This is a genomic window from Aestuariibaculum sediminum, from assembly GCF_014596945.1.
GTDB classification, from domain to species: Bacteria; Bacteroidota; Bacteroidia; order Flavobacteriales; family Flavobacteriaceae; genus Aestuariibaculum; species Aestuariibaculum sediminum.
Window position 1 is genome coordinate 128543 of sequence record NZ_JACVXB010000002.1, and the last position, 25127, is coordinate 153669.

General features: G+C 33.9%; 20 protein-coding genes. 4 read left to right on the forward strand and 16 right to left on the reverse strand.

The genetic code is table 11. The annotated features are described in order from the left end of the window. Nucleotides 1–14: 14 nt before the first annotated feature. From ICJ83_RS05470 to ICJ83_RS05480, 3 genes are read left to right on the forward strand one after another with little or no spacing between them, the layout of a single operon-like run. Nucleotides 15–752, forward strand: coding sequence for a long-chain fatty aldehyde decarbonylase (locus ICJ83_RS05470; protein ID WP_188229370.1), 738 nt, complete (start codon nucleotides 15–17; stop codon nucleotides 750–752). Continuing rightward, nucleotides 728–1813, forward strand: coding sequence for a hypothetical protein (locus ICJ83_RS05475; RefSeq protein WP_188229371.1), 1086 nt, complete (start codon nucleotides 728–730; stop codon nucleotides 1811–1813). The genes ICJ83_RS05470 and ICJ83_RS05475 overlap by 25 nt, the downstream gene beginning before the upstream one ends. Further along, nucleotides 1813–2916 carry a DUF3419 family protein gene (locus tag ICJ83_RS05480; RefSeq protein ID WP_188229372.1) on the forward strand — a complete coding sequence of 368 codons (1104 nt, stop codon included), beginning with the start codon at nucleotides 1813–1815 and terminating at the stop codon, nucleotides 2914–2916. The genes ICJ83_RS05475 and ICJ83_RS05480 overlap by 1 nt, the downstream gene beginning before the upstream one ends. A 13-nt stretch (nucleotides 2917–2929) precedes the next feature. On the opposite strand, the gene ICJ83_RS05485 is transcribed toward ICJ83_RS05480, so the two are convergent. The 16 genes from ICJ83_RS05485 to ICJ83_RS05560 form a co-directional block, all read right to left on the reverse strand. Next, nucleotides 2930–3577 carry a metal-dependent hydrolase gene (locus ICJ83_RS05485; protein ID WP_188229373.1) on the reverse strand — a complete coding sequence of 216 codons (648 nt, stop codon included), beginning with the start codon at nucleotides 3575–3577 and terminating at the stop codon, nucleotides 2930–2932. 70 nt (nucleotides 3578–3647) lie between these two features. Then, on the reverse strand, nucleotides 3648–5579 hold the full coding sequence (locus tag ICJ83_RS05490) for an FAD-dependent oxidoreductase (RefSeq protein WP_188229374.1): 1932 nt from the start codon (nucleotides 5577–5579) through the stop codon (nucleotides 3648–3650). 104 nt (nucleotides 5580–5683) lie between these two features. Continuing rightward, nucleotides 5684–8182, reverse strand: coding sequence for a hypothetical protein (locus ICJ83_RS05495; RefSeq protein WP_188229375.1), 2499 nt, complete (start codon nucleotides 8180–8182; stop codon nucleotides 5684–5686). Between the two features lie 141 nt (nucleotides 8183–8323). Then, on the reverse strand, nucleotides 8324–9433 hold the full coding sequence (locus ICJ83_RS05500) for a hypothetical protein (protein WP_188229376.1): 1110 nt from the start codon (nucleotides 9431–9433) through the stop codon (nucleotides 8324–8326). A 621-nt stretch (nucleotides 9434–10054) separates the two neighbouring features. Beyond that, complete coding sequence (locus tag ICJ83_RS05505; RefSeq protein WP_223154610.1) at nucleotides 10055–10690, reverse strand: SCO family protein; 636 nt, start codon at nucleotides 10688–10690, stop codon at nucleotides 10055–10057. Between the two features lies 1 nt (nucleotide 10691). Beyond that, on the reverse strand, nucleotides 10692–12266 hold the full coding sequence (locus ICJ83_RS05510) for a tetratricopeptide repeat protein (RefSeq protein WP_223154611.1): 1575 nt from the start codon (nucleotides 12264–12266) through the stop codon (nucleotides 10692–10694). Between the two features lie 673 nt (nucleotides 12267–12939). Next, nucleotides 12940–13899 carry a cupredoxin domain-containing protein gene (locus ICJ83_RS05515; RefSeq protein ID WP_188229379.1) on the reverse strand — a complete coding sequence of 320 codons (960 nt, stop codon included), beginning with the start codon at nucleotides 13897–13899 and terminating at the stop codon, nucleotides 12940–12942. 61 nt (nucleotides 13900–13960) lie between these two features. After that, the gene (locus ICJ83_RS05520) at nucleotides 13961–14824 is read right to left on the reverse strand and encodes an alpha/beta fold hydrolase (RefSeq protein WP_188229380.1); all 864 of its coding nucleotides are present in this window, start codon (nucleotides 14822–14824) and stop codon (nucleotides 13961–13963) included. A gap of 172 nt (nucleotides 14825–14996) precedes the next feature. Next, nucleotides 14997–15437, reverse strand: a complete 441-nt coding sequence (locus ICJ83_RS05525; RefSeq protein ID WP_188229381.1) for a hypothetical protein — start codon at nucleotides 15435–15437, stop codon at nucleotides 14997–14999. A 25-nt stretch (nucleotides 15438–15462) separates the two neighbouring features. Further along, a complete protein-coding gene (locus tag ICJ83_RS05530) occupies nucleotides 15463–16410 on the reverse strand; it encodes a hypothetical protein (RefSeq protein WP_188229382.1) in 948 nt (315 codons plus the stop codon). Between the two features lie 499 nt (nucleotides 16411–16909). Continuing rightward, complete coding sequence (locus tag ICJ83_RS05535; RefSeq protein WP_188229383.1) at nucleotides 16910–17167, reverse strand: hypothetical protein; 258 nt, start codon at nucleotides 17165–17167, stop codon at nucleotides 16910–16912. Nucleotides 17168–17232: 65 nt separating this feature from the next. Then, complete coding sequence (locus tag ICJ83_RS05540; protein WP_188229384.1) at nucleotides 17233–17799, reverse strand: PAS domain-containing protein; 567 nt, start codon at nucleotides 17797–17799, stop codon at nucleotides 17233–17235. A gap of 146 nt (nucleotides 17800–17945) precedes the next feature. Continuing rightward, a complete protein-coding gene (locus tag ICJ83_RS05545; protein WP_188229385.1) occupies nucleotides 17946–18386 on the reverse strand; it encodes a hypothetical protein in 441 nt (146 codons plus the stop codon). Nucleotides 18387–18993: 607 nt separating this feature from the next. Next, the gene (locus ICJ83_RS05550; RefSeq protein ID WP_188229386.1) at nucleotides 18994–19806 is read right to left on the reverse strand and encodes an alpha/beta hydrolase; all 813 of its coding nucleotides are present in this window, start codon (nucleotides 19804–19806) and stop codon (nucleotides 18994–18996) included. 25 nt (nucleotides 19807–19831) lie between these two features. Then, a complete protein-coding gene (locus tag ICJ83_RS05555; RefSeq protein ID WP_188229387.1) occupies nucleotides 19832–20464 on the reverse strand; it encodes a DUF2306 domain-containing protein in 633 nt (210 codons plus the stop codon). A gap of 112 nt (nucleotides 20465–20576) precedes the next feature. Next, nucleotides 20577–21104: a DUF4269 domain-containing protein gene (locus ICJ83_RS05560; RefSeq protein ID WP_188229388.1), complete on the reverse strand. Its 528-nt coding sequence runs from the start codon at nucleotides 21102–21104 to the stop codon at nucleotides 20577–20579. Between the two features lie 768 nt (nucleotides 21105–21872). Here ICJ83_RS05560 and ICJ83_RS05565 point away from each other — a divergent pair. Beyond that, nucleotides 21873–25127 (forward strand): SusC/RagA family TonB-linked outer membrane protein, encoded by a 3255-nt coding sequence (locus tag ICJ83_RS05565; RefSeq protein ID WP_188229389.1) that lies wholly within the window; start codon nucleotides 21873–21875, stop codon nucleotides 25125–25127.

Here is a 25127-nt window from a genome sequence, read left to right on the forward strand (position 1 = left end):
ATAAATTAAAAACGATGGAAACCTTAACTAATAATTTTAAAAGTATAGAGGAGTTTCAAGTTATTTCCGATGTGTTTTCTCAAGCTATCACAGGAGAACTTATAGGGATGTCTAATTTTGCATCACTTTCGGGAACTATTGAAGATCCTTTTGAAAAAATGGAAGCTATTGAACATGCTAATGGTGAGCGACAACATGCCGAGGGTTTTATGGCTTATGCTAAAAAAACGGGCTTAAATATTAATATAAACTTAAATGGATCGTATTGGGGTAGAATTCGAGATGTGTTTTTGAGTTATGCCAATAAAAATGATTTTATCGCCTGTTTAATGATTCAGGAAGTTATGCTGGAAGCCTTTGCTGTTTCCATGTATACCGATGTTGGTCGTGTTCTTGAGGACGAAGCGCAGAAACTGTTTTTGTCAATTGCCGAAGAAGAAAAAGAACACATGGATCACTCTACAGAAATATTGCGTTCTGAATTAAAAAAAAATCCTGATGACTTTATTAGAAAAATAGAAATCATTCATTATGAGTGTATGACTATTCTATCTGAATTCTCGGCAAGAACAGATTTAAGCGGACACTGTGGCGTGTGTCATGGAGATTGCATGAAAAACAGTTTACATCACATTGGGTTGGATGTAGTAACCATGCGAGGAAATGCATTGGCTCTCTATGCCGAAGCTTTAGATAATATTGGCATTCCTGGTGAAAAATCGGTGTTATGGATAGCAAATCTACCAGCTTAGACTTCGCTATAATTGGTCACCAAGAAAGTTGGCAAAGCATCACGTCTTTTATCAACGGTATCCGTAATGCTAGTATCGAACCTTTACCTGTAGATAAAATTAAGGACGTCTTTGGATTTATGCCACCACGTGACCTTTTTAAAATTACCCTTAAATCGAAAACAGGAAATGAAGTTAATGGTGTATTTATCGAAACGTTTATTGATCCCGATAAGTTGTCTGCTCGTTACTTAAAAACGAATATTAGTAAAGTAAAAAAGGCAATAAGTTTGGCATCTAAATTAAATGCAAAACTGGCTACACTAGGAGGTTTTACATCAATTGTTCTAGAAGGTAGTAGGAATGAATTTAAAGATATTTCCATAAAATTAACGACTGGTAATACATTAACAGCTGGGTTTATTTTAAAAGGAATAGAGCATGCATGCGTGCAATACGACATCAGATTAGAGGAAAGTAATGTGCTAATTATTGGGGCTACCGGAGATATAGGATTAGCCTGCACCCATTATTTAAAACAAAAGGTAAGCACCTTATTGTTAAATGCAAGAAACCAGAGGCGTCTTGAAACCTTAGCTACAAGCCTTAGAAACGAAGGTGTAAATGTTTTTTGTGATACAAATTTAGAGTCTCTGGTTCCAAAAGCTGATATCATAATAGCTGTAGCCTCGTCGAAAGATATTTTAATTGGAAACACCAAGAACAACGTTATTATTTGTGATGCAGGATATCCTAAAAATTTAGAAAATAGACTGTTGAAAAAAGAAGATATTATTTTATTTCATGGAGGTATGGGCATCATAAACTACGGATATACATTTAGCCCTAATTATAAACCATTTTTTTACAATTATCCCGTAGATAACGTTGCACACGGATGTGTTCTAGAAGCTGTTATTCTGGCCTTTGAAAAGAAATATGAAAATTACTCCGTTGGAAAGGGAAATATAACACCCGAAGCCATATCTAATATTTACCAATGGGCCTTAAAACATGGTGTGGAATTAGCCCCATTTTATAATTCTAAGGGCTTGTGTAAATTATTTAATACCAAAGTTTAATGGAAAACAATAGAGAACAGATACAATTATCGAAATTAGTATTTACACATAACTGGGAAGACCCCATTAGTGACGAACAGGCTTTAAAGATAAAGTCGGGAGATACTGTAATGGCAATAACTTCCGGGGGGTGTAATGTGTTAGGTTTTCTTTTAAAAGATCCTAAAGAAGTTAAAAGTATCGATATTAATCTTGCGCAATCTTATTTATTAGAACTTAAAATAGCAGCTATAAAAACTTTAAATTTTGAAGAGTTTATTGCTTTTTCTGGACTGGCTAAGCACCAGGATAGAATCGCCTTATTCGAAAAATTAAAGTATAAATTAAGTTCCGATGCCTTGAAATTTTGGGAGTCAAAATATGGAGTTATTTCAAGAGGATTTATTATGAATGGTAAGTATGAAACTTTTGTGAAGTTTTCAAGTAAATTTTTAACATTACTTCAAGGACACAAAAGAATTAATGGTTTGTTTCAGGATAAAAGTTTAGATGAACAAAAAAGGTATTTTGATGAGGTTTGGAACACCAATAGATTTAAATATTTGTTCAAGATTTTATTCAATAAACACATCTTAGCTAAAAGAGGACTTGTGGCCGATTATTTTCATTTTGATGATGGTAGTTCTTCATTTGCCGAAAGTTTTTACAATCGGTCTAAAAAAGCCTTTAGAAATTTACCGGTAAAGGGAAATTATTTTGTGTCTTTGTATTTACTTGGGCGCTATACGAATGAAAGAGAAGTTCCTGACTATTTAAAAAAAGAAAATTATAATATCATTAAACAACGGGTAGACCGAATTGAATTATATACTTCGGATGCTCAGAGTTGGCTTAATAGTTTACCCGATAATAGTATAGATTGCTTTGCTTTATCAAATATTTGCGAGTTAATGAGTGTTGATGAAACAAATCGGTTATTTGAAGCTGTAAAACGTACAGCCAGACAAAATGCAAGAGTAATTTTTAGAAATTTAATGATTCCCAGAGAAGTTCCTGAGCATTTAAATAAATTTATTATTAAAGACGAAACGTTGAGCAAGCATATTTTTAATAATGATCGTTCCTTTGTATATGGTAAAGTGGCGGCCTATGTTATTCCTTAAAAAATATGTACCTCTATAGTCGTAATTGGTTTGGTTTTTTCTCTATCCACCATGCCCAAATTATAATTAACCACATTAAATTGGCAGACCATGCAACAGCCATGGTGTTTGGTGGTGGAGGTCCTATTATGTTCATTACATGAATAAGCGTAAGGAAGCCTATAAGCAACCAAAATGGAACTTTTCTTTTATATACTGGGCTTTTATAATACAGAACTGCCCCAAGCGTAAACATCAACATTTCTAAGATTATTTCCAAAACCGGATGATTCCATAACCCAAGACCAACTTTAATTTCTGAAAAAGGGGATAATGGTAAATCGGGTTTGTGCGTTAAAAAATCTAAAATCCAATGACTAAAAACTAGTCCGCCGAGTAAAAGTGCTCCGTTTTTGTTTTTAGTGAAAAAGAAATAACCAGCGCCAAAAATGATACTCCAAACCAATGCAAATAACAGACTATGTGAATAAGGGTAGAAGTCGAAACTTAAATGGGTTAGTTTAGTGTTTCCCGGATCAATAGATAAGTTTTCTACATTCAGAAGTACTAGTATTGGCCAAATTAGGTCTAGCAATTGTACGGCTATAAACATAAGAGCTAAAGAAGGTAAGGCGTTACTTCTTTTAGATAACAGGCCGATGGCGTAATGTCCTATAAACATGATTTAAATGTTAAATGATGAACGCAAAAATTCAAGGTTAATTTAGTTAAAAAAGAATTTACAGAAGTTGTTAGGAACGATAACTTCCTGGTTTTGACATAAGTTTTTTTAATTCACTAAGATGATTTTCATAAACCCCTCTTGGCGATGTGTTTTTCTTAATACAAATTGAGGCTGCTTTGCCAACAACTTCTCCCATCATGCCAGTTGTTCGCATGACTCTTACAGGACCTAACCCGGATTTTGTTACACTAATATCCCGGCCTGCCATAAAAAGGTTTTTTATATTTCTACTGTATAGTGTACGATAAGGCGCCCAAAAAAGACCACCGTATTCATAGTCTTTACCACGAGTAAAATCGGATACAAATTCATGGCCTTCAAAATCTTTTTGATAAGCTTTGTTAGGTGAATGAATATCTACATGCCATGAGCAGGGAAAGGCAGGGTCATTAAATTTGCGCCTGTCTTTAAAATCGGAGGCATCTAGAATAACATCACCTAATAAACGTCGTGATTCACGCTTGCCAGCAATAAATGCAGACCACCCCAAACGATGATTGGGATACATGCCATCTACATTTTTAAGTGCATCCCATGCACCATACATAGCACGAAAATTATGATCTCGAATGAGTTCTATATCGTTTATTTGATCCTGATTAAAGCCACTTTCCCAGTACCATTTATTAGCAAAACCATCGAGGCCCTCTCGACCAAAAGTTTTAACGCCTTTTCTGCCAGGAAAGGGTTTGTCGGATAAGTCTAAAGCCCATGGACAACGAGGGAAAGGTTGTTCAACATTTCCAATTTCACATTTCATAGCCAGTGCACTTTTGTCTTTACATTCGCAAGCTAAGACTTCCTCCGGATTTGATGCGTCCAAAACACTAAAAAGGTTACTACTTCCCATAAGGTTTTTAATTTCGTACTCGTAATCGGCACCTGCTTTATATCCAATTGTTGCATCTCCAGTACAATCGGCAAAAAGCTCTGCTCGCAATGTTTTTTGACGCGCGGAGGTTGTACTTTGAATGGTAATAGAATGGATGAGATCTTTTTTGGTTTTAACGTTTATGGCTCGATGATTTATAAAAAGAGTAATATTTGGTTCATCTTGAACCACCTTTAATTTAAGGGCATCATCATAATATTTAGAATCGACACCATTCAACACCTGGCCTTTTCTTTTTTTTATAGGCGGAAGAATCTCGTTTACAATATCACCAATATGCCGATATGGTTTTTTATTAGTATGTCCCTCTGGCCATACACGAACTTCGGAACTTCCATTGCCGCCAAGTACAGGACGGTCTTGCACTAGTGCAACTTTTAAGCCGTTTCTTGCTGCCGAGATCGCAGCACAAGTACCTGCAAGTCCACCGCCAGTTACTACCATGTCATAAGAGCCTCCATCATCAGGTTTGTCGGGTAGTCCCAACAATTTTCTTCGAAATTTGGTAAGGGCTTCTATATCGTTTACAGGCTTAAAATTAACATCTTTACAAAATAATATGGCTTCGCATCTTCCTTCAAAACCAGTGAGGTCATGCAACGCCACAGTAGCTTTCGAGGGGACATTTACAACACCGCCATCGTGCCAGTGCCAAGTTGCACTTTTTGTTCCAAAGATTTCAGCAAGAGGCTCGTTATTTATAATTAATTGGAATTTTCCTGGAGCACCAGGGGCATTCCAAGGTGCCACCCAATCTTTGGTTCGAACCCATACTCGATAATTCCCTGGAGAAGGAAAATTAACCGTAGTTACGGCATCAGCTACGGGAATGCCTAAACCATGTGCCAACAAATAAGGAGATCCCATTTGATCCATGGATTGTTGGTCTAAATCCCAACCACCATATGTTGAAAATTGTTCAGCTTCTACAAAGGCAAATTCCTCACTGGATAAATTTCTGTTTGGTGAAATAAAGGATGAAAACCCTCCAGCCAAAAGAAACAAACTTGAATTTGTAATAGTTCCTACGAATTGTCTTCTTTTCATTTTACCTTTTTATTTGTTTAATGGGGCGACTAATTTCGTGAGATATAATATACAAAATATCATTCGATTTTTTGTGCAAATCTTTTAATAAGAACTAATTGTTTTTAAGGTTTTACACGAAAATTGACAATAATTTCAGGCCCAGTAACTCTGTCCTCACCTTTGTAATCAAACTCGATTACATTTTCTCCTTCCTTGACTGTAAAATTACCGTTATCAATATTAACTTTGTTTTTTATTGCGTTATTTTCGGAATAATGGGTGTAGGTTGTACTGCCTGTATTTACAATATATTCGCCTGGTTGTAATTTGAAAGGGATGGTTACTTTTTGAGTGCCAACTTTTAAATAAATACCTTCTGCCGTTTTGCTTGAGGCTTCAGGTAGGCGAATTGCAAATTGCAGTTTACCTTCAGACCCACTTTGGACATATTTCCAAATGGACGCTGTGGGCTGCCCAGGTTCGGTTGTCATATTTGTATGTTTATAATCTTTTGATACAGGAGCTTCCATTGTTCCTTTTAAAATATGCTCAGGTAAGGTGTTGGTTTTTTCATCAACTACAGTTTCTTTGTTTTTAGGTTTCCAGGATTCAACAAAAATAAGGCGAGCACCATTTTCGTCTTTTTCAAATCCATATACAGAATAAGGGTCACGTAGCACTGTTCTTTGTTCTTCAGTAAAGATATTTTTATATCTAGCTTCTTCCCAACGTTTTATTTCTGATAGTATAGCATCAGACTCTTTGTTGATGGTTTCAAAATCAGGACTTATGTAAAAGTCTACACCAGCATTAAAACCAGTGCATAATCCCATGAGCCATTCGATATCTCTCTTGGTTGTGTTTTCATCCACTCTAAATTGTCCCATTTTTCGTGGTAACAAATCTTCTTTTAACTCTTGCTGTACTTGAATACGGTGCTCTAAATGTGGTTCGCGGAAATTTTTAGATTCCCATGGTTCTCCCCAACTTTCATTAGATAGATAGTGCCAGCCGTAATGAGTAACGTCAGAAGAATTAACAACAATGTTTTTATCGTTAAGATGATCAAAAAATACTTTCATAAATCGGTCGGTACCATAACTACCGTGGCCCGTAATTTGTCCACCTTCACAACCATCGAAACTAATTCTTTTCAGATGCGCTTCATTAAAGAACTTTGCCAGGTTTTTAGCCATTTGATCCTGTAGGTTTATATTAGGGAAGAACACTTTGTAACCGTGAGAAATTAGACGTCCTACCTGATCTCCTTTATGATGTTCTGTTGGAGTAGTTCCAAAAGCACCGCGCTTACAGTCTTTTAAAATGAGTTTACCATTAGCTGTGGTATAGGTATATTCAATAATTTCATCACCAATTCTAACTGCAGTATGTTCACGCCATCTTGGATTTACTTTATGCAAATCGGGTTCGTGGTATGCCGGACGAACATGTTCGTTGGTTAATTCAATATCAGTTTCAATAGCCGATATACTTTTTTGTAATTTGGTGATTCCTGCTAAAACTAAATCGGGGTGTGGGGTAGGTGTTACAAAGGAATCGTTGGTGGTAATAAAGTTAGTTAAGGTGTGTGCTCCTAAATTAATGCCATGTTTTTCCGCTTTATCGGAACATACTCTTACAGATTGATACCCATTTGGGAAAGCCTCCTTATTAACTTCAAAATTTCCCCAGGTAGTAAAAATTCCTCCGTGATAAATACATGTTATTCCTGCCTTTTTTGCCACTTTAATGCAGTCGTCAATGTTATTGATATTAAACGGCATTATAAATTTAGACGAAGTTGAATAGTTCGATTCTTTATTCCAAACCCCCTTGGTTTTTATAAAAGGTAAATTTTCGTTTTGAATAATATTTTTTATAACTTTTTTTAGTTCTGAGGTAGGGGTGCAATAAAGCGCATATTTGGCTCCTTTAATTTCAGCATCACTATCTTTTAAAGGTACTGCCTGACCTAATTTTTGAACATAATTATCGACCACTCTGTTTAGAGATCGGTTACGAACAAAGGCGGTCAAACTTGCACCATCTTCAATTCGTTTTGCTGTATTACCGAATCTTTGACGTGCCACAACCTCGTATCCGCCGCGACTTTTAAGGTTTAGTCCCATTAACCCAGCGGCAATGGTATCGTTGTAAGCAATGCCAATTGATTGTCCTATTTTTTCTGAAGGCTTTACCTGGTAAGGCCCCAGAATAACTTTGTCTATATTTTTATCACTATTTACTTCTATTATTTCAAATGTGAGATAATCGCTTTTACTTTCCACCTTAACACGGATATCTGCATTGATTTCATCAAATTTAAGGTGTAATACATCATCCTTTTGTACCCATTTTGTAATTGGGTATTGGTTGCCATCGTGTTCGATAGTAAATAAAGAAACTTTGTAATCGGGAATAAGTAAATTGTTACCTGTTTTCTTGTCTAGTAACTCGTATAAATTGCCTTCTTGATCTATCGCTAATTTAAATTGATTGTTTTCTAAAAGCGCTTTTTCCTGAATATTATTACATGCTGTAAAAGCAACGGTGTGAATTATGATGACTATAATTTTAAAAATATTATTGTTAAATGTGGTGTTTTTAAGGGAAGTTTTCATTGCTGTTTTCCAGTTCTAATAGTTGTTGGTATATCGTTTAATTAGGAATTAAATATACTCATTTTTGATTAAGTAAAATCTAGTTTGATAAAAGATTGGATAGGAAAGTATTCATCCCGTTATTTTTAATTTATACAGTACCTATAAATACTTTTTTAGATAGGATTCTAGATAGAAATGCAAATTATAACCAGAATTATCGAAGAGGTTCTTTTTGTAATTAATACCCAGTTTATCGAATAGTCGCATTAAATTAAACCCAATGGCATAGTGGTATGTTGAAGCATCGGCATAAGTCATCCAACTAAATTCGTGATGATTTAAACTTATATTCTCAAAAGCTTTAAAAGAATTAAATTTTGGGTCATTGGTTAATGTAAGGGAGTCTGGCTGATTTATTGCGAATTCGGAAAGTTCTTTTGCGCATTGATACTCCATATATCTGGCTGATCCTTCTTGTAAGGTATAAAAATTTTCAACTTTTTCCATTAAAGGGTGTTCGCTTTTGTAAGCTTCTAGTCTTTTCTTACGCTCATTAAAATAAGTTGTGATGTTTTGAATAATGCTCATCTCATTATTAGCATCAATAGCTTTTAGAAGAAGTTCATTTTCTTTTTGGATTGCACTACTAAAATCGGGGTCATCCAGACCTAATTTTATTAGGTTACGAATATCGTAATTAAGGGAGGCTATGCTTTCAGCATAATTTTTAAAGTTTAAATTGTTGTATTGAAAATGATGAAACATTTCATGAATGACAAGTGTTGCCCACATTTCTGTACTTTTTATGGAAGGAATAAAAGCGCCAATTTCTTCCACAGACAGAAACTGTTGTACGGGATGTTTAAAATAAAACTTGTCTGCCTGACTACTATCAAACGCTATCATTAATTCAAAATGATAAGGAATTGAATCGGTTCTTGGGCTTAAAACATAATCTTCACTAAAAGTCTTGTAAGTTTTTAATTTATTTAAAACCTGTTTTGATGGAAAGAAGATTTCGGAGCATGTTCCATTAAAATAAATAAATGTGCCTTCCGCTTTTTTATTTGCAAAATCATGCCAGTATTTTTCGGCCAGCCTATTTCTAAGGTCTAATACAAACGAAATTCTTTTCGCGGAAATACTATCGGGAAATTTAAACGTTTCAGTGAAACGATTATTTTCTTTGTTAGGGTTTTTGTTGTTAGATATACAGCCAGTAAAGGTTAATAATACTAATGAAAAGGATACGAGTTGAGATTTAATCATTAAATTTTTGTTTTCAAAATGCCTTTTATTAGGGAAAAGCACGCTACCCAATATCATACATAAACAACTTAAATTGTTCCATAAATAGTAGCATCAATTCTAGTGTTTTAAATATAACAAAAAAAAACAAGTAGGACCCCAAACTATTAATCCGAAACAACCGCCATTTACTGAATCAAATTATAAAAAATCAAGTAAAAAATGCTTAATATAGTGCCTTTAAGCTGGTGATGAAATAGGATGGAATTAACTTTTTGATTTTTTGGTTTTTCTGATGTTTCCAAAACAATTAACAAATTCCTTCGAGAAACAGTGCTTTCGAAACTGCCACCGTTTCTCGATGCTATATAAATGATAATTGGATATAATTGTATTCTTATTTCTCTCCCAAAACCAGAGTTTTAGAACGTTCATTCTGTTTTTATAAAATAAATTTTCACAAATTCGAAAAGCTTGAATTTATGTGAAGTTGGAAGTACTTTTTTGATTTTCATTCAAATCATTCCAAGATTTTGTGCCTTTTTCAAATTACTACTCTAACTAATGAGTTGTGAAATATGTTAATGTTATTCTAGAGGTTGATTGGAGGTGATGAATTTGTGGGAATTGAACCCCGAAAAATTAATCGATCAATATTAGAAGGTCCTTTTCAAGTCGATCTATATCTAACTCGTTTGTACCATCATAAATACCTCGAATTTGTTTTTTTTTATCGACCAGAATAAAGTTTGGAGTATGGATAAAATCCTGTAATCCGCCGTCGCCTTGCTCTACAACAGCAAAATAACTTTTTCTCGCTAAGGTGTAAATATGCTTTTTGTTTCCAGTGGTAATATGCCATTTGGTGTTTATAACACCTTTTGTGTGGGCATACTTTTTTAATACAGATATACTATCTATTTCGGGGGTTACAGAGATCGATAACAACATAACGTCTTCTATATTTAAAAATTTGTTTTGAATTTTAACCATATTATCTGTCATTATAGGGCAAATACTGGGACAACCTGTAAAAAAGAAATCTACAACATAAATTTTGTCTTTGTAATCCTCTTGGGTAATGATTTTGCCCGACTGATTGATTAATTTAAAATCTGAAACGGTATGGTTTTTATTGGTGTTTTGTAAATTCACATCAACGAATTCAGGATTTAAATCAGATGGATTATAGACGGGTAATTCTTTAGTTTGTTTACATGATATTAGTTGACAAACAAACAACAGGGGTACAATAAGAAGTAACGCTTTAAATTTCATTTTAAGGAACATATTGATTAAGAAAGGTATTTGCTTCTGCAATTTCTGGTCTATCACTATCTGATTTTTTGCTTTGTTGAATCAATAAATTGAAATACTTTAAGGCTTTATTTTTATTCCCAAGTTGGTTAGCGGAGACAGCAGCACCGTAAAGTCCATTAAACCTATTTGGATGTTTTTTTAGATTTAATTCGTAATAATTTAACGCTTGTTGAGGTTTTTTAAGCATTAAAAACATGTCAGCTAAAAGTTCATCTGCAGGTAATATTTCCCCAGGAGTTACCGGATGTTTTGAAGTTTTACTTTCCATTTCAGCAGCTGTCTTCATAAGTTCGATAGCTTTATCAGTATGACCGTTTTTAAAGTTTAACCATGCGTCGATTGTTTTAATTTGAATAGCTACTTGATTTGCTTTATAATCATCATTTATGATCGTTAATTTTTGTTTAGCAGCATGTAAAACGTTTAATTCATTTTGAACAGCTTCTAAATTGTTTAAATGAATATTTCCTAATGCTTTTGCAAAATGTAATAACGATGTTTGCCATGGGAATTTATTCCATTCAATATCAAGGTTTTGCAGTAAGTTCAACTGAGCCGCTTCGTACCAGTTTTTGTTTTCAACCGCCAGACGAGCTGGTATAGCAGCAGCCGTATAGGCGATTTTAAAATTTGGTGGGAATATTTCTTTAAATGATTTAAGGTATTTGTATTGTTCGTAGGCAAGTTTATTATTTCCTGTTTGTAAATATGCATACACCAAATAGTCCATAGCATGAACCTCTTCATCCCAATGCGCACCAGGGGCAACACTTTCGGCATAACAAATAGCGGATTCTGCAGACCGAAGGTTTGCGCTTATGGATTCATCCCAAAGACCTAAACGGGTAAAAATGTGTGAAGGCATGTGCTGTGCATGTGCCGAATTTGGAGCAATGTTAGCATAGCGTCTTGCAGTACTAAGTCCAAGTTTAGCTAATTCTGGATAATCGTAGGAATGAATAATGTAGTGTGCTATTCCTGGATGATTAGGTTCTTTTTTAAACAATTCTTCTAATATTTTTCCTGCTTCACGCTGTTTTAAATATGATTGATCGGTAGGTAAAGCGGAAGCCCTTAATGCCAGCGCGTAAAAAACAGAAACTTCTGTATCATCATTATATTTTTGATACATTTCTAACATTTTACGGGCATATTTTTCTTTTCGTGTTTGGTTGTCTATTGTTTTCCAGTTATCGTAAAACGCACCTATTGCCTCTATATACTGTGTGGCTTTTTCAGACTTTGGTAATTTTTTTGAAATCGCAATTAGCTTTTTTCCTTTTGTTAACACCGAAGGGGTTGGAGGTGCCCAGAGTCCATGGTAAATACTCATGGCTACACCCCAATAGGCCATAGCACATTCCGGATCTTGATCTATAACTTTTACAAATGCTTTTTCGGCTTCCACATATTCAAAGGAGTGCAACAAAGCAATAGCCAGATTAAATGTTTCCCTAGTTTCGTAACTACAGGATTCGGAAAAGTTGATGTCTCCAAATTGGCCGGTTCCGCACAATTGTAGTTCTCCTCTCAATAAGTTTAACCCTGTTAAATTTTGGTTTCGCTTGTCTTTTTTACACGAAAAAAATAGAAGAAAAAGTATAAAACCTAATTTAATTTGTGTGTGATTAGAATAATTCATTCTTTAAGGTAATGAATTAATTGTTAGGTTGTTAATAAAATAGGGAGGATGTTTCGGCATCATTGTTTGAAGGAAATTTTAAAATCTGTATTTTGTGTTAGCCAAAGTTGTTTGGTTACTCACTTATAAACGCAATTTTCAATATTAATTATTGGGCTTATTTTCAAAATAAGATCGATTTCCCTAACGGCATAAATAAAATACCTACCGAATATATTTTCAAATAATAGATTATATTTTTCAATAAGATTTCATATGAGATGTGTGTTTGGTCTCATAAAACTTATGACATACGCTAAACCTATTCCTACTTGATATCCTATATCAGGGCAGTCCCTTCTTGATACAAAAAATTACATTAATGTTTTTTCTTTTCAACTTCTTAACCAATTCAACTCCTTATATTGACTAAGCAAAATAAAGTCATGAGTCAACAAAGGGGGGATTTAATAATTCTACAAATAACTTTTGATCGAGATTTTTCTCCAAGGACTTAAGAATAGCATTTCCTTATTGCAAGAAATAACTCAATTTTTATCACTTAATGGTCCCATAATCTTTATTGCTAGTTATCGCTAACAACGAAAGTTTTTAACATACCCTTTTCATCTGCAGTTGGTGTTTCTGAAATTAGAAGATAGTTACCAGACTCTAAATTGGCTTCAAAATAACCTGTTTCGCCAGCTTCACAATTATTCATGCCACCCAAAAAGATGAAGCCTTTGGGCGAAGGTGTTCTTAAACCCCTAGGGTTCATCCAATTCATCCAATAGATTAATGAATCTACATTCGCCGTTGCATCATATTTTACTAAATTAACATCGTGCCCTGAAAAATGTTCGTGGGGAACCTGATCAATAAATTCTACTTTAAATCTATTTTTTCCCTTTTTTAATTGCCCATTAATAACATAGCCATGTTCACTTGAGACGCTTATAGTTTGATTGGTTTCTTCAGGATTAAATGTTGTGGATTCTGGAATTACCGTTATAAATTTCCACATACCATGCGATGTATGCCATTCGCCATTAATAGCTTTTACATAGCACTCCATCATGTATTTCCCAGGGGCCAACTTAATACTTGAAACAGCTGTTTCACCTGGCGATAATAGTCCTGTACCTCCATAGCGTTTAACTGCGTTAAACCATGCTGGGATTTTACCAAATGCAGCCATGGCGCTATCGCTTTTTCCTTCAATTAGAAATTTCATACCATCATCAAAAGGTGGTAATAAGTGATCTTTAACATCGGATTCTACGATGGTGTCCGAAGGCAATTTATCCATTATAAAAAAATGTACCTCCCCAGATAGATTTTTATAGGCAAATGTGTTCCAACCAGATTTTAACGTGTCTACGGTTTGGAAATCCATACCTCTCGTAATTACTTCAATAGTGTTGCTTTCTGTTTTCGCAGTTTCTATCTGAATATTTTGCTTTTTGTCTGATTTACATGCGTTGGTTAACAGTATGAATAAAACGATAAAATAATGCGTTACTTGGATTTTGTTTGTTGTTTTCATGTTGATTATTAGTTTGTTAGTGTAGGTTGAATTTATAAAGTAGATTGTTTTTCTTCTGTTGTTAAAATCCATCTCTTGCAGATGGTTTTTTAAAAGGGTTATCAAAAAATCGTTTAGAGAATGAATTGAATATTTCTGGTTCCAACCTGTAGACTCTATGGCCTGCAGAAGGAACAATTAAAAGATTTGCTTTAGGTATGTTTTCGTAAATTTCAACAATATGGTTATACGGCATATAATCGGAATCACCGTAAACAAGTAAAACAGAAGCTTCAATTTGTTTAAGTTCCTCTATGTTAATCTTGGGATAGTTTATTAGTAGTTTCAACAACATTATCTCTCTGTTTAACTGTTTTGATTTTTCACCTTTTTCAATTCTGTCTTGTAGTTTTTTAAGATTCGCTTCATTTTTATCTATATTCCATTGATACAAAGCTGTTGCATCTGGTCTTAAATTAGGTGCAGCAGCAATAAGTTTGTTTACTTTCGATGGGTATTCAATTGATAAAAGCAATCCTATGACCGCACCATCGCTTTGACCAATGATATTTACAGCATCAAGGTTGAGGTTATTTAGTAGTTTATTATAATCACTCGCCATTAATCTGTATGTCAGTTCTTTGTCGCCATTGTCTGTCCTTCCATGATATCGACTATCTGTAATGATAACATAGTAATCTTTTTTAAAAAATTCAATTTGACAGCCTGCTGCTTTAACCGAACCACCATTACCGTGAATTAATAAGAGAGGCTGATTTTTAGGGTCGCCGTAGGTTTCGTAATACATATTGATACCATTTACTTTAGCATAATGACCATGGGCTTCGTTATTCCCATAGTTAATTGTAGTTGTACGATTGAGAATTTGCGCTAGCGAAAACACATGTGTTAGCAAGCAGAATAGTAAACAGAAATTAGTTTTCATATTTTAAGCATGTAAGTAAAACTAAAATTATAGTACCGTTGTAGGTGGAGTTTATTTGGGATAAATCAATATAGCTTAAAATGATTTTTTTCAATAATTACTCAAATCAGTAAATTTGAATTTTTTGTTTGGGTGAAGTTTCAGTATAGATAAAAGATATCTGAATTTAAGTTTAGTTATCTAAATATCCATTTTCCCAAACTCTTTCCGGGTTATGATTTCTTAAGTCAATTCCAAAATCTACGGCGGCCTTCATAGCCATCAAAACAGATACCCAACCGGCTGTCATTTCCATTTTTATGTGTTCATTCGGTGTTATTGCTTTTAAATAAAGGTCTGTTTCCTGGTTTTCTGTTTCAGTTAGTTTAAAGGTAACATCAGTCCCAAAATATTCCAATCTGAAACATTTATCTGGTTTTTGTTCAATAATTCGTGCTTTATATTTGGGATAATTAAGTATAATAAATTCTACAAATCCATCTTTCTCATTAGTCTCTTCGGCCCAAAATTTAGCTCTCCCTTTGTCTGTTGTTAAAAATTCGTAAACCTTTTTAATAGTGGAGTTAAAATGAACTTTCCATTCAATGGTATTTTTCTTCTCTTGAAACGCCATTTTATAGTTTTATGAATTTTTATTACTAATACACGGTAAAACGTTTAAACATTTTTCTATCCATGGCATTTGGAATTTCAGATATAAGTACATAGTGCCCCTTTTCGAGTGTAGCTTCAAAGTACCCTGTTTTTCCAGCAGGTAAGTCTTCAACGCCTCCTAAAAATAATAGTCCTTCAGGTTCTGGTGTTCTAAATGCATGGAAGTCCACAATGTTTAACCAATTATTTAAATCATTTATTAAGCTGTCATTTTCAATCTTAACTAAATTTACATCATGTCCCATTAAATGCTCGTATTGTTTTTGGTCTTCAAATTTTACTGACAGAGCATATGAGCCTGACTTAATGGAGTCATTAAATGTAATGCCTCTTTCGCTTGAAACTCCTATATTAAAATCTGCCTTTGGAGGTTTATTGTTATTAGATTGTTCAATTACTTTAAGTTCTTTAATCATGCCCATAAACACATGGCCTAAACCATTTGGCATTCTAACATAGCACTCCATGATATATGTGCCAGGCTCTAGGAAAATTGTTGATTGGGATGTGGTTTGTTTAGAGGTTAACCCGACACCGCCAGCCAATTCAACATTAAAAAACCAAGGTGGTATTTGTTCAAATTCCTTCATGCCTTCTTCCATTTCTCCTTTTTCAAAATGTTCAAATGCCGAAATAAATGGAGGAAACAAGTCTTTTTTATAAGTATATAAACCTAAAGTATCAGGCATTTTTTCTAAAATAAAAAAATGGGGTTCCAACGATTTGTTTATGTATTTAAAAGTAGTCCAGCCTGATTCAATTTCATCCACGGTTTCGAAATCCATGCCATTTGTTATTACTTCTACATATGCATTCTGTTTCTCGACGATATCATCGATGACTTCAGCTTCTTTTTTCTTTTTACAAGAAGATAAAGCCAATGTTATTAACGTTGCAAGAATGAATACTGTACTTGTTCGTCTTGTTTTCATAATAAAAGATTTTAGTAATTTATTATTATTACAGCAAAAATGTAAAGCGTTACTTTTTATCATAATGCTTATAATAAAGTAAAATGGTTTGAATTTTAGGTAGTTGAGGAGTTTAGGTTACAATTTAGTAAATAAATTCTGAATAAAAAAAAACCAAAGCGCTGAGAGTAGGGTTGTACTAATTTTAATTAATGTGTCATCGTTATTTTAAGTCTTTTATCTTTTATTTCATTTAAATTTTGAAATAGAAAGACATGAAAACTTAAAACGGCATTCTAAACAATAAATACATGAGCGCGCCTTCAGTTTTGTAGACTTGGTTTATTTTTTGAAAAACGATTTTGGTTGATAAATAATTTTATTATGAACGCTAAATGGCTAAAAAATGAAATAACTACATCCTGATACTTGCCCTATCAAGTCTATCTAATTTCATAGATAAAATTGGAGTTATAATATTTAGCATTAAGGTTGTTTTTTACAGCTTTTATAATGAAGCTCAAAGTTGATACAAACTATTTAACTCTGCTATTTTGTCGAGCAAAAAACTGCTGTAATTTTCTATATAGTCTGGATAAATGGCATTTCTAAATTTCCAAGATTTATGAAATCCATTATTAGCTTTATATTCTAAATAAAATCCTCCGTTTGCATTTGTGCAATCTGTGCAATTTAAAAAGCCATTTGGTTCATCGAATATTTCTTCCGGAGGTTCAGTTATCAATGATTTATAATCCTTATAATTTGCATTGTTCATGATACGGAAATTTCCATTAAAAAAGGTGTTTTCAGGGTAATTATAATCGATATAGCTTAAGGAACTTATACAACTTCTTTTTCAAAGGCTATATAGTGGGAAGTGTTTTCATTGTACAAAGGAATTATTTTAATCTCACATTTATAGGTTGTCAGGTCTTTTCTGTAGTTAACAATAGTGTCTTTAAACGGTTTGTCGAGGGCAATTTTTTCTCTAATTCTATTTTTTACTTTAAGCGATGTTTTCTCTCCTTGTAGAAATTTAGGTGTTTTATTAAGAGCAAATTTTTTTGAATATCCTGTCATAGAAGTAAAGCCATCATTTACCCAAATAATATTTTGATGTATGTCAGAAATAATAAGGGCTTCGTAATCATTTTCAGAAAAAATTAAATTAAGGTCGTTTTTCCAATTGAACTTTTTGGAAAGAGACCGTACTTGGTTAAATTCCAATTCTTTTTTAGCATCAATTATTTCATTTTGAAAACTGGTCATAAAAATATCCCAACTTATCAATGGCATAGGCTTAGTTTTTGGCGTTTGTATTATATGTTTTATTTTTTCTGTTTCTTCCCTTGTTAGACTGGATAAGTAGATGTCTAAGCAAGTCATGTTAGCAAGGTTGTTTTTCATAATTGTGTTTTAAAATTGTAGCCACAGGTTTGTATTAGGAGCATTGCATAGCACTAAGATAGCAATCTGGTGTGAACTATAGTCAATTACAATGTAAATATGCTCCATTCAAAGGATGTCTTATGGCATGCAGTCGCGCTAATGTTCTAATACCTTGCAACTAACTTATTCAATTTTATCGATGTTTTATAAACCATTAAATTGGCTGTTAGCATTATAAGTGAACTTAAAACCCATAGCCAATATCCTATTTGATAGGATAACACTCTAGATACAATACTCCCTCCCTTGTGTATAATTTCATCTACTAATAAAAAAGACAACATCAGTATAAAGGAAATGACACTCAATAAAAAAGACCAGTTTGTTTTTTGTTTTTTAAAGAGATACCATGAAAGAAATAATAATGGATTGGCTAACCAAGGGAAAGCCGGAAAATTCCCCATAAAGACACCTATCCAACCAGAAATTAGATTAAGTATTCCTGCAAAGTACCCACAACCATTTGGTGTGCAAAACGTTTTTTGAGATAATGAAATCAAGTATACAACGACACTTACAGTCAGAAGAAATTTTTTAATTTTCATCAATATTATTTATCGGGGATATCATTTTCCGCATAAGTTACAGCTTGTGTATAAACTTACTAGTATGTTTTTTATTATTCATTCGTCGAATTTATAGTAATTGCTTAGAATATAAAAGATGAATACGTACACAACTAGCCTGTAAATTCCAGTAAAACCAAGGCCTGAGGGTGTGAGTGTTTTTTGAATGTTTTAAAATAGTGGGTTGGTTGGATTTTGATTTGTAGGTGAGTATAAATTAACTCATATTAAGGGATTAAAATATTTGATTACCTTAACATATAAACAATAATAATTGTTCCGGCGGTACTCACAAAAATAGAGCTTTGCCAGAAATAAACCTTATTGCCCCATAAGCTAAGCCATTTTTTTCCTAGATTTTCCTTAATAAAGCCGCGCATACCTATATAGTACAGTAAGTTTAATATTAGGAAAACTGAAACCCCTGTTATTATCAGCCAAAGATTATTCATGGTTTTAAAGGTTTATATTTTTCAATTGAGATATTGAAGATATAAAAAAACTTTCTTTATAAAAATATTACTTGGGCTTTTATTAACGTAATTACAATCTTAATTGAGACGTGATTAACGAAATTTTGTTAGTCTTATTTTTTATTTATCCAATCTATTACAAAAGGCAAAAGATGTTTAGGAACAATATGGCCGCCATCAAAAGTTTTGTACGTCACATTATAGCCGTTCTTAATAAGAAGATCACGTGCTGCTTCAGCAAATTTATAAGGAACAGCCCTGTCTTTTTTCCCTTGTATGATTAAAGTTCTTACGCCATTCCCGTCCTTAATGTCATCATTTCCCAGCCAATCTTCATCAACCACAGATGCGAATATAATCATACCGTCAATTTTATCGTGGTGATGAATTCCTGCGAGGTAAGTGATTATGCCTCCTTGAGACATGCCTGCAAAATAAATTTCCCCTATGTTGTACTGCGATTTTAAATCCGTAATAACCTGGTCCATATGCTTTTCAGTGGTTACCCGCATTGCAGATATTTCTAGATCGGTAGCAGGTCTTTCCAGCATAATATATGTGGAAATATCGTAAAGAAACCACTCATACCCAATAGTGCCATCTTGTCTTAGGTAGCTATATGGCGCTTCAGGCGTTGCAAAAATAAATCCGGCATCAGTAAAAGGTTTGCTTATATTTTGATAACTCTTGGCGGTACTTCCAAAACCATGAAGTCCTATGATTAGAGTATGACTTTTTTTAGAATTATAACCATTTGGCAGCGTAACGATGGTGGGTGTCAAAGATTCTATTTTGCTCCAGATAACATTAGAGATACTTGTAGTGTCGTTTTGTGCATGAATAAAGTTGCATACACCATGTAACATTAACATGAGCGCAATCCATTTAAAGTTTATACTACTATTTTGTTGGTTCATTACTCTCATGAGTATTCGTTTATGTTGGTAAAAATTATTTTTTATTCCACTGAAGAATAATCTCTGTGATAAAAATCGGTACAGCAAATGATATCCACCCTAAGGTTGGACCACGTTCTATAAAATTACCTAAATGTTCTGCAAAAGGCGCGTCATTCATTAAGCGAAAAAAGACAAATGAATAAGTTGAAACATAACTTTTAATCATCCACTCGCGATGTTGCTGAAATCGTTTTTGAATAATAGCCCTATAAGCAAGTAGGACACAGATTATCCAAACCAATGCTGAAGCTTGGAGCCCAAAAGCCCAAGACCAGTGAATGGCGATTCCTGAAGTCCAAGCCAAAAATGTGGCGCATAAAGTTCCAATAATTATAGCAATGATATAAAACCGACCAATAAATCTATGTCTCTTAGGATAAGTAGTTCTGAAAGATTTCCAAAATTGAAATGGTCCCAAAAGCATAGCTAAAATCCCGCAACTGATATGTAGAATTAGTATATGTCTATTGTTAAAAAATCTTCCAAAGGCTTCTTTTTCAAAACTGAAGTACGGGATAGCGTCCTTAATAATAAATTTGGCTGCAAGGATAGATATGATTAGCCAAACAACAATAGTTAAGTAAGATTTTGGTTTAAAATGGGTTAAAATGTTAGATTGTTTCATTTCTTTTAAATTTTATTGTAGCCAACGGTCAAATAGATCGGCTGTAGGCTAATACTAATAAGTGTTAATTCTTTTTTTTACATTTCACTTTAATATCTTTTGGTATTGAATATTATACTTTTAATTTTAACAATTCAACATAAGGGTCTCCAGCTAATGCTAACAATTTTGCAAATGCAGGTTCTGTCTTAAACCCTTCTTGTTTAAGTCGAATGATTTCTCTTCTGAAGGTACCACCTTTTAAATTCAGGATTTTATGCTCAACAAGCATATGCCTGTATGCATTTTGCTTTTTTGTCGGGCAATTTTGTCCAAAAACTTCTATTTCAAACCCTCCTACTTGAAAGCTTGCAATTGTTGATAATAGGTTGGCTCTAGTATTTGTTCGGATTTCAAATTTGTCTTTATCCGAGTACAAATAGGTAAGCGTTTCTGCAAATTTCTGGTGATTGGAACATTCACAAATAATATCTAAATCACTTCCTGGTATGTTAATCCCAATTGGTATAGTTCCTGTTAAAATGGGACTGTAAGCTTGTAGGTCCTCAAAAATTGAAAGTTTAGTTAATTCGATATAGGCTTGCTGCTGCTCCTTATTTCCATATTTTAGATATTCAATATTTGTAAAGTCTCGTATCATCCATTAAAACTTAATATGCGCAACGGTTTGAGGCTTATGATTATTAAAAAAACCTATGGATTTTCTGACGTAGGAATTAAGTTAAAGATAGCTATTTTTGGTTTAACTTTTGACACGCAATGAGTTATAGTCGCTGTGGTACTGTCTTAATTTTTTAATCACTATTAGTTTAGTTAATTTACAGTAGGCATATCGCCTGTTTCGAACCCATTATACAATATATTAATGCTTTTAATGTTTTCTTCAGTTTTCATTAGTTTAGTTTCAGTTGGTTATTAAATACTCATAAGTTTCTTTTTCCATATCCATTTTTGGTCAGTTTACCTGGAATTTAAACCAATTAAGATTTTACCATATTGAATTACAACAATTAAGAATCACAATTAGATATGTCTATATTATAATTGTCTCCTTAAATATAACTATTATTCTTTTGAATTTATAAATTATGTTCTTGTAAATGAAGGTTTTAGTTGTATTGGTTGTTCTTTGTTAGTAATATTTTAGGTGAAGTTTATGAAGTCTACAATCAACAAACATATAGGACATATTAATAAACTTATTGAAACTGCGTGTAAAAGTTATTCCAAACATTTAATGGCATTTTTGAGGCCATTTTTTACAATATCAAGTTGATTTTTTATACAAAAGCTATTCTAATTCAAAGTTTTTTGAAAATAAGTATGGGATTCTTATAATTTTATTATAAAATTGCATTATGTATTACATAATACGATAAAGCAAAATTAACTAATCAATTTACTAAGTATGAAAAACAAAGACATTAATATCATTTCTATGGTATTTTTATTGCTTTTTAGTTTCCCAATGTTTACTTACGGACAAGGAAAAGCAATTACAGGACAAGTTGTTTCTGAGGGAGATAACCTCCCATTGCCAGGAGCTACCGTTATAGTAAAAGGGACGCAGCGGGGAACAACTACAGATTTTGATGGCAATTATACCATTCAAGCCAATTCTGGTGAAGTGCTTGTAGTTACTTATGTGGGCTATGCCGCAAGTGAGGTTTCTGTAGGAGCCGAATCAACCATTAATATTATGCTTAAGGCCGATGTGGCCATGCTTAATGAGGTGGTTATCACAGGATATGGCCAACAAACCAGAGCGACCTTAACGACTTCTGTTTCCAAACTAGATACTGAAATTTTAGAAAATTCAACCCGTTCTAATGCGGCAACCGCTTTACAAGGAACCATTGCAGGATTACGAGTAACCAATACCACGGGGCAACCTGGGGCAACGCCATCAATTGTTTTACGTGGAGGAACTAATTTTAGCGGGAATGACGCTCCTTTAATTTTAGTTGATGGTATTCCGAGTTCATTTTATGCATTGAATTCCGATGATATCGAGTCTATTGAGGTTTTAAAAGATGCCGCGGCTACTGCAATTTACGGCGCAAGGTCAGCAAATGGGGTAATTTTAATAACCACAAAAACAGGTAAAGTAGGCAAATCTTCTATTAATTATAAATACAAGTACAGTATAAATGAGGAAAGAGATGATCAACAATATATTGGTGCAGCCGATCATATTAATTACAACCGACAAGGTATTGCCTGGTTTAGAGAAGTGGCGAATAATCCTGGAGCATTTGGGGCTTTTTTAAACGGCCAAAACAGTGCCGCTACAGGAAATAATGCTACAAATGATCCTTATACCACACAGCTTTTAACAGCTCAAAATGATTATTTACTTGGTCAGCCTGGATGGAGTTCAATTCCAGATATATTAAATCCGAATCAAAGTATTTTGTTTTATGATAACAAAAATGTGGGGGACCGTATTTATCAAAACAGTACAACAAAGGATCATTATTTATCATTCGATGGCGGTAATGAAAAAGGCTCTTATTATTTAGGTTTAGGATTACTGGATAATGACGGATTGATTTTGGGCTCTGGTTTTAAAAGATATTCAGGAAAATTCAGCGGATCTTATAAAGTGAACGATAGAGTAAAGGTGAATTCCAACATTTTATACTCGCATTCTAATTTAAGTTTAAGTCCTTTAGGAGGAGAAGACACCGTTTTTAGAAGGTTTCAAGGGCAGGCAGCCACATCAAGAACCTATGATAGCAATCCAGACGGTACGTGGTCCGATCAATATGCTGTAGGAACTAATCAGGGGTTCGGTAATCCTTTATATTATCAGGATAAGTTTGTTAGAAAAAATTTAGAACAACGATTATCGGCTTCGGTTGGATTAGATTGGAAAATTATTGATCCATTAACATTTTCGGTAAATGGAAGTCATTTTGCAGTTAATAATCATAACGAAAATTTTAATCGCGCTTATCGTACTGGGAGTACAACAGGCCCCTTAAGAACCGGACGTGAAGCTTCAGTATCATTAGGAAGAACGTTAAGAAATCAGTTAACCGGAACATTAAATTACATGGAGAGTTTTGGAAATCATAATGTGAATGCTTTACTGGGTACCGAATATTTTAAAGACAACTTTTTTGCGTCTTCAGCAGGTACCAGAAACTCTCCAACCGATTTAATAGAAACGTTAAATGCTGGCGCCGAGGCCGATGGGATTCCCTCTACTTCAGAAACCGAATATGTTATCGTATCGGCTTTTGGTAGGTTATTATATGATTATGATAATAAATATTTAGTTGGCTTCACATTCAGAAATGATGGGTCATCCAGATTAGGAAATGAGAAATTTGGATTCTTTCCAGGGGTTTCTTTTGGTTGGAATGCGCATAATGAGAGCTTTTTTGAAAATTCATCTTTAAGCAATGTTATTACTACTTTAAAACCTAGGTTAAGTTATGGTGTTAATGGTAACCAGAATGTTTTAAGTAACTATGGAGTTTATGGTTCATATGGAGAGCAGGGCGTTTATAACGGACAAACCGGGTATGCAAATTCAGGTTTACCTACTTTAGATTTACAATGGGAAAAATCCACCACCTTTAATGTTGGTTTAGATATGTCCTTTTTTAATAGCAGATTGTCCTTTATTGCCGATGTGTATTCTCGAGATATTGAAGATAAGTTAGCAAATCAGCTTTTACCATACTATACAGGTTTCGGATCTATTTTAACAAATAACGGAACTTTAAGAAATAAAGGTTTTGAATTACAATTGAATGCCGATATCATTAAAAATGATCAATTCACATGGAATTTCGGTGCAACATTTACAGCAAACAAGAATTATGTCGTAAAACTTCCGGAGAATGATAACGAGTTCAACAGACAAGGCGGAACCTTAATCTGGAATCCAAAGACTGGTCAGGAAGAATGGGTTGGCGGATTACAGGAAGGAAAACGATTTGGTGGTGATTTGGTAGTAGCCTTCGAGCAGGAAAAAATATATGCGACTCAGACAGAAGCCGATGCCGATAATGCCATTACCGACCAATACATGCCAGCAGCAAGCAGAAACAAACGTTGGGCAGGTGATGTAAAATGGGTAGACCAGAATGGCGATGGGGTTATAGATAATCTGGACAGAAAAGTTATAGGTCGCACAACGCCAGATTTTGTTGGAGGATTTACAACGAGTTTGGCCTATAAAAATTTCAGCTTATTTGTAAAAACGGATTTTGCCACCGGGCATTTAGTATGGAATCATATAAGAGCCAAAGGATATGGACAAACACAAGGTAATTTAGAACAACCTATAGAAGTGCTGGATTCCTGGACACCAGATAATACCGAAACAAACTGGCCTCGTTTTGTGTTTGTAAATGGTGCTAAAAATGTTTGGCGAGGCAATGAAAGTGCGGGTAGCCTGCAAACCGAAGCAAATAGTCAATTCTGGGAGAAAGGAGATTATCTGGCGTTACGCGAAATTACATTAAGCTATAATGTTCCTGCCCAGTATTTTAAAGATGTAATTAAAAGGCTAAACGTTTATGTAACCGGAACCAACTTACATTATTTTAAAAGTATGAGTGGAGATACGCCTGAAGTTGGAGGTGTACAGTATGGTGAATTTCCCGTGCCTAAAACTTTTACAATAGGACTTAACGTAACATTTTAA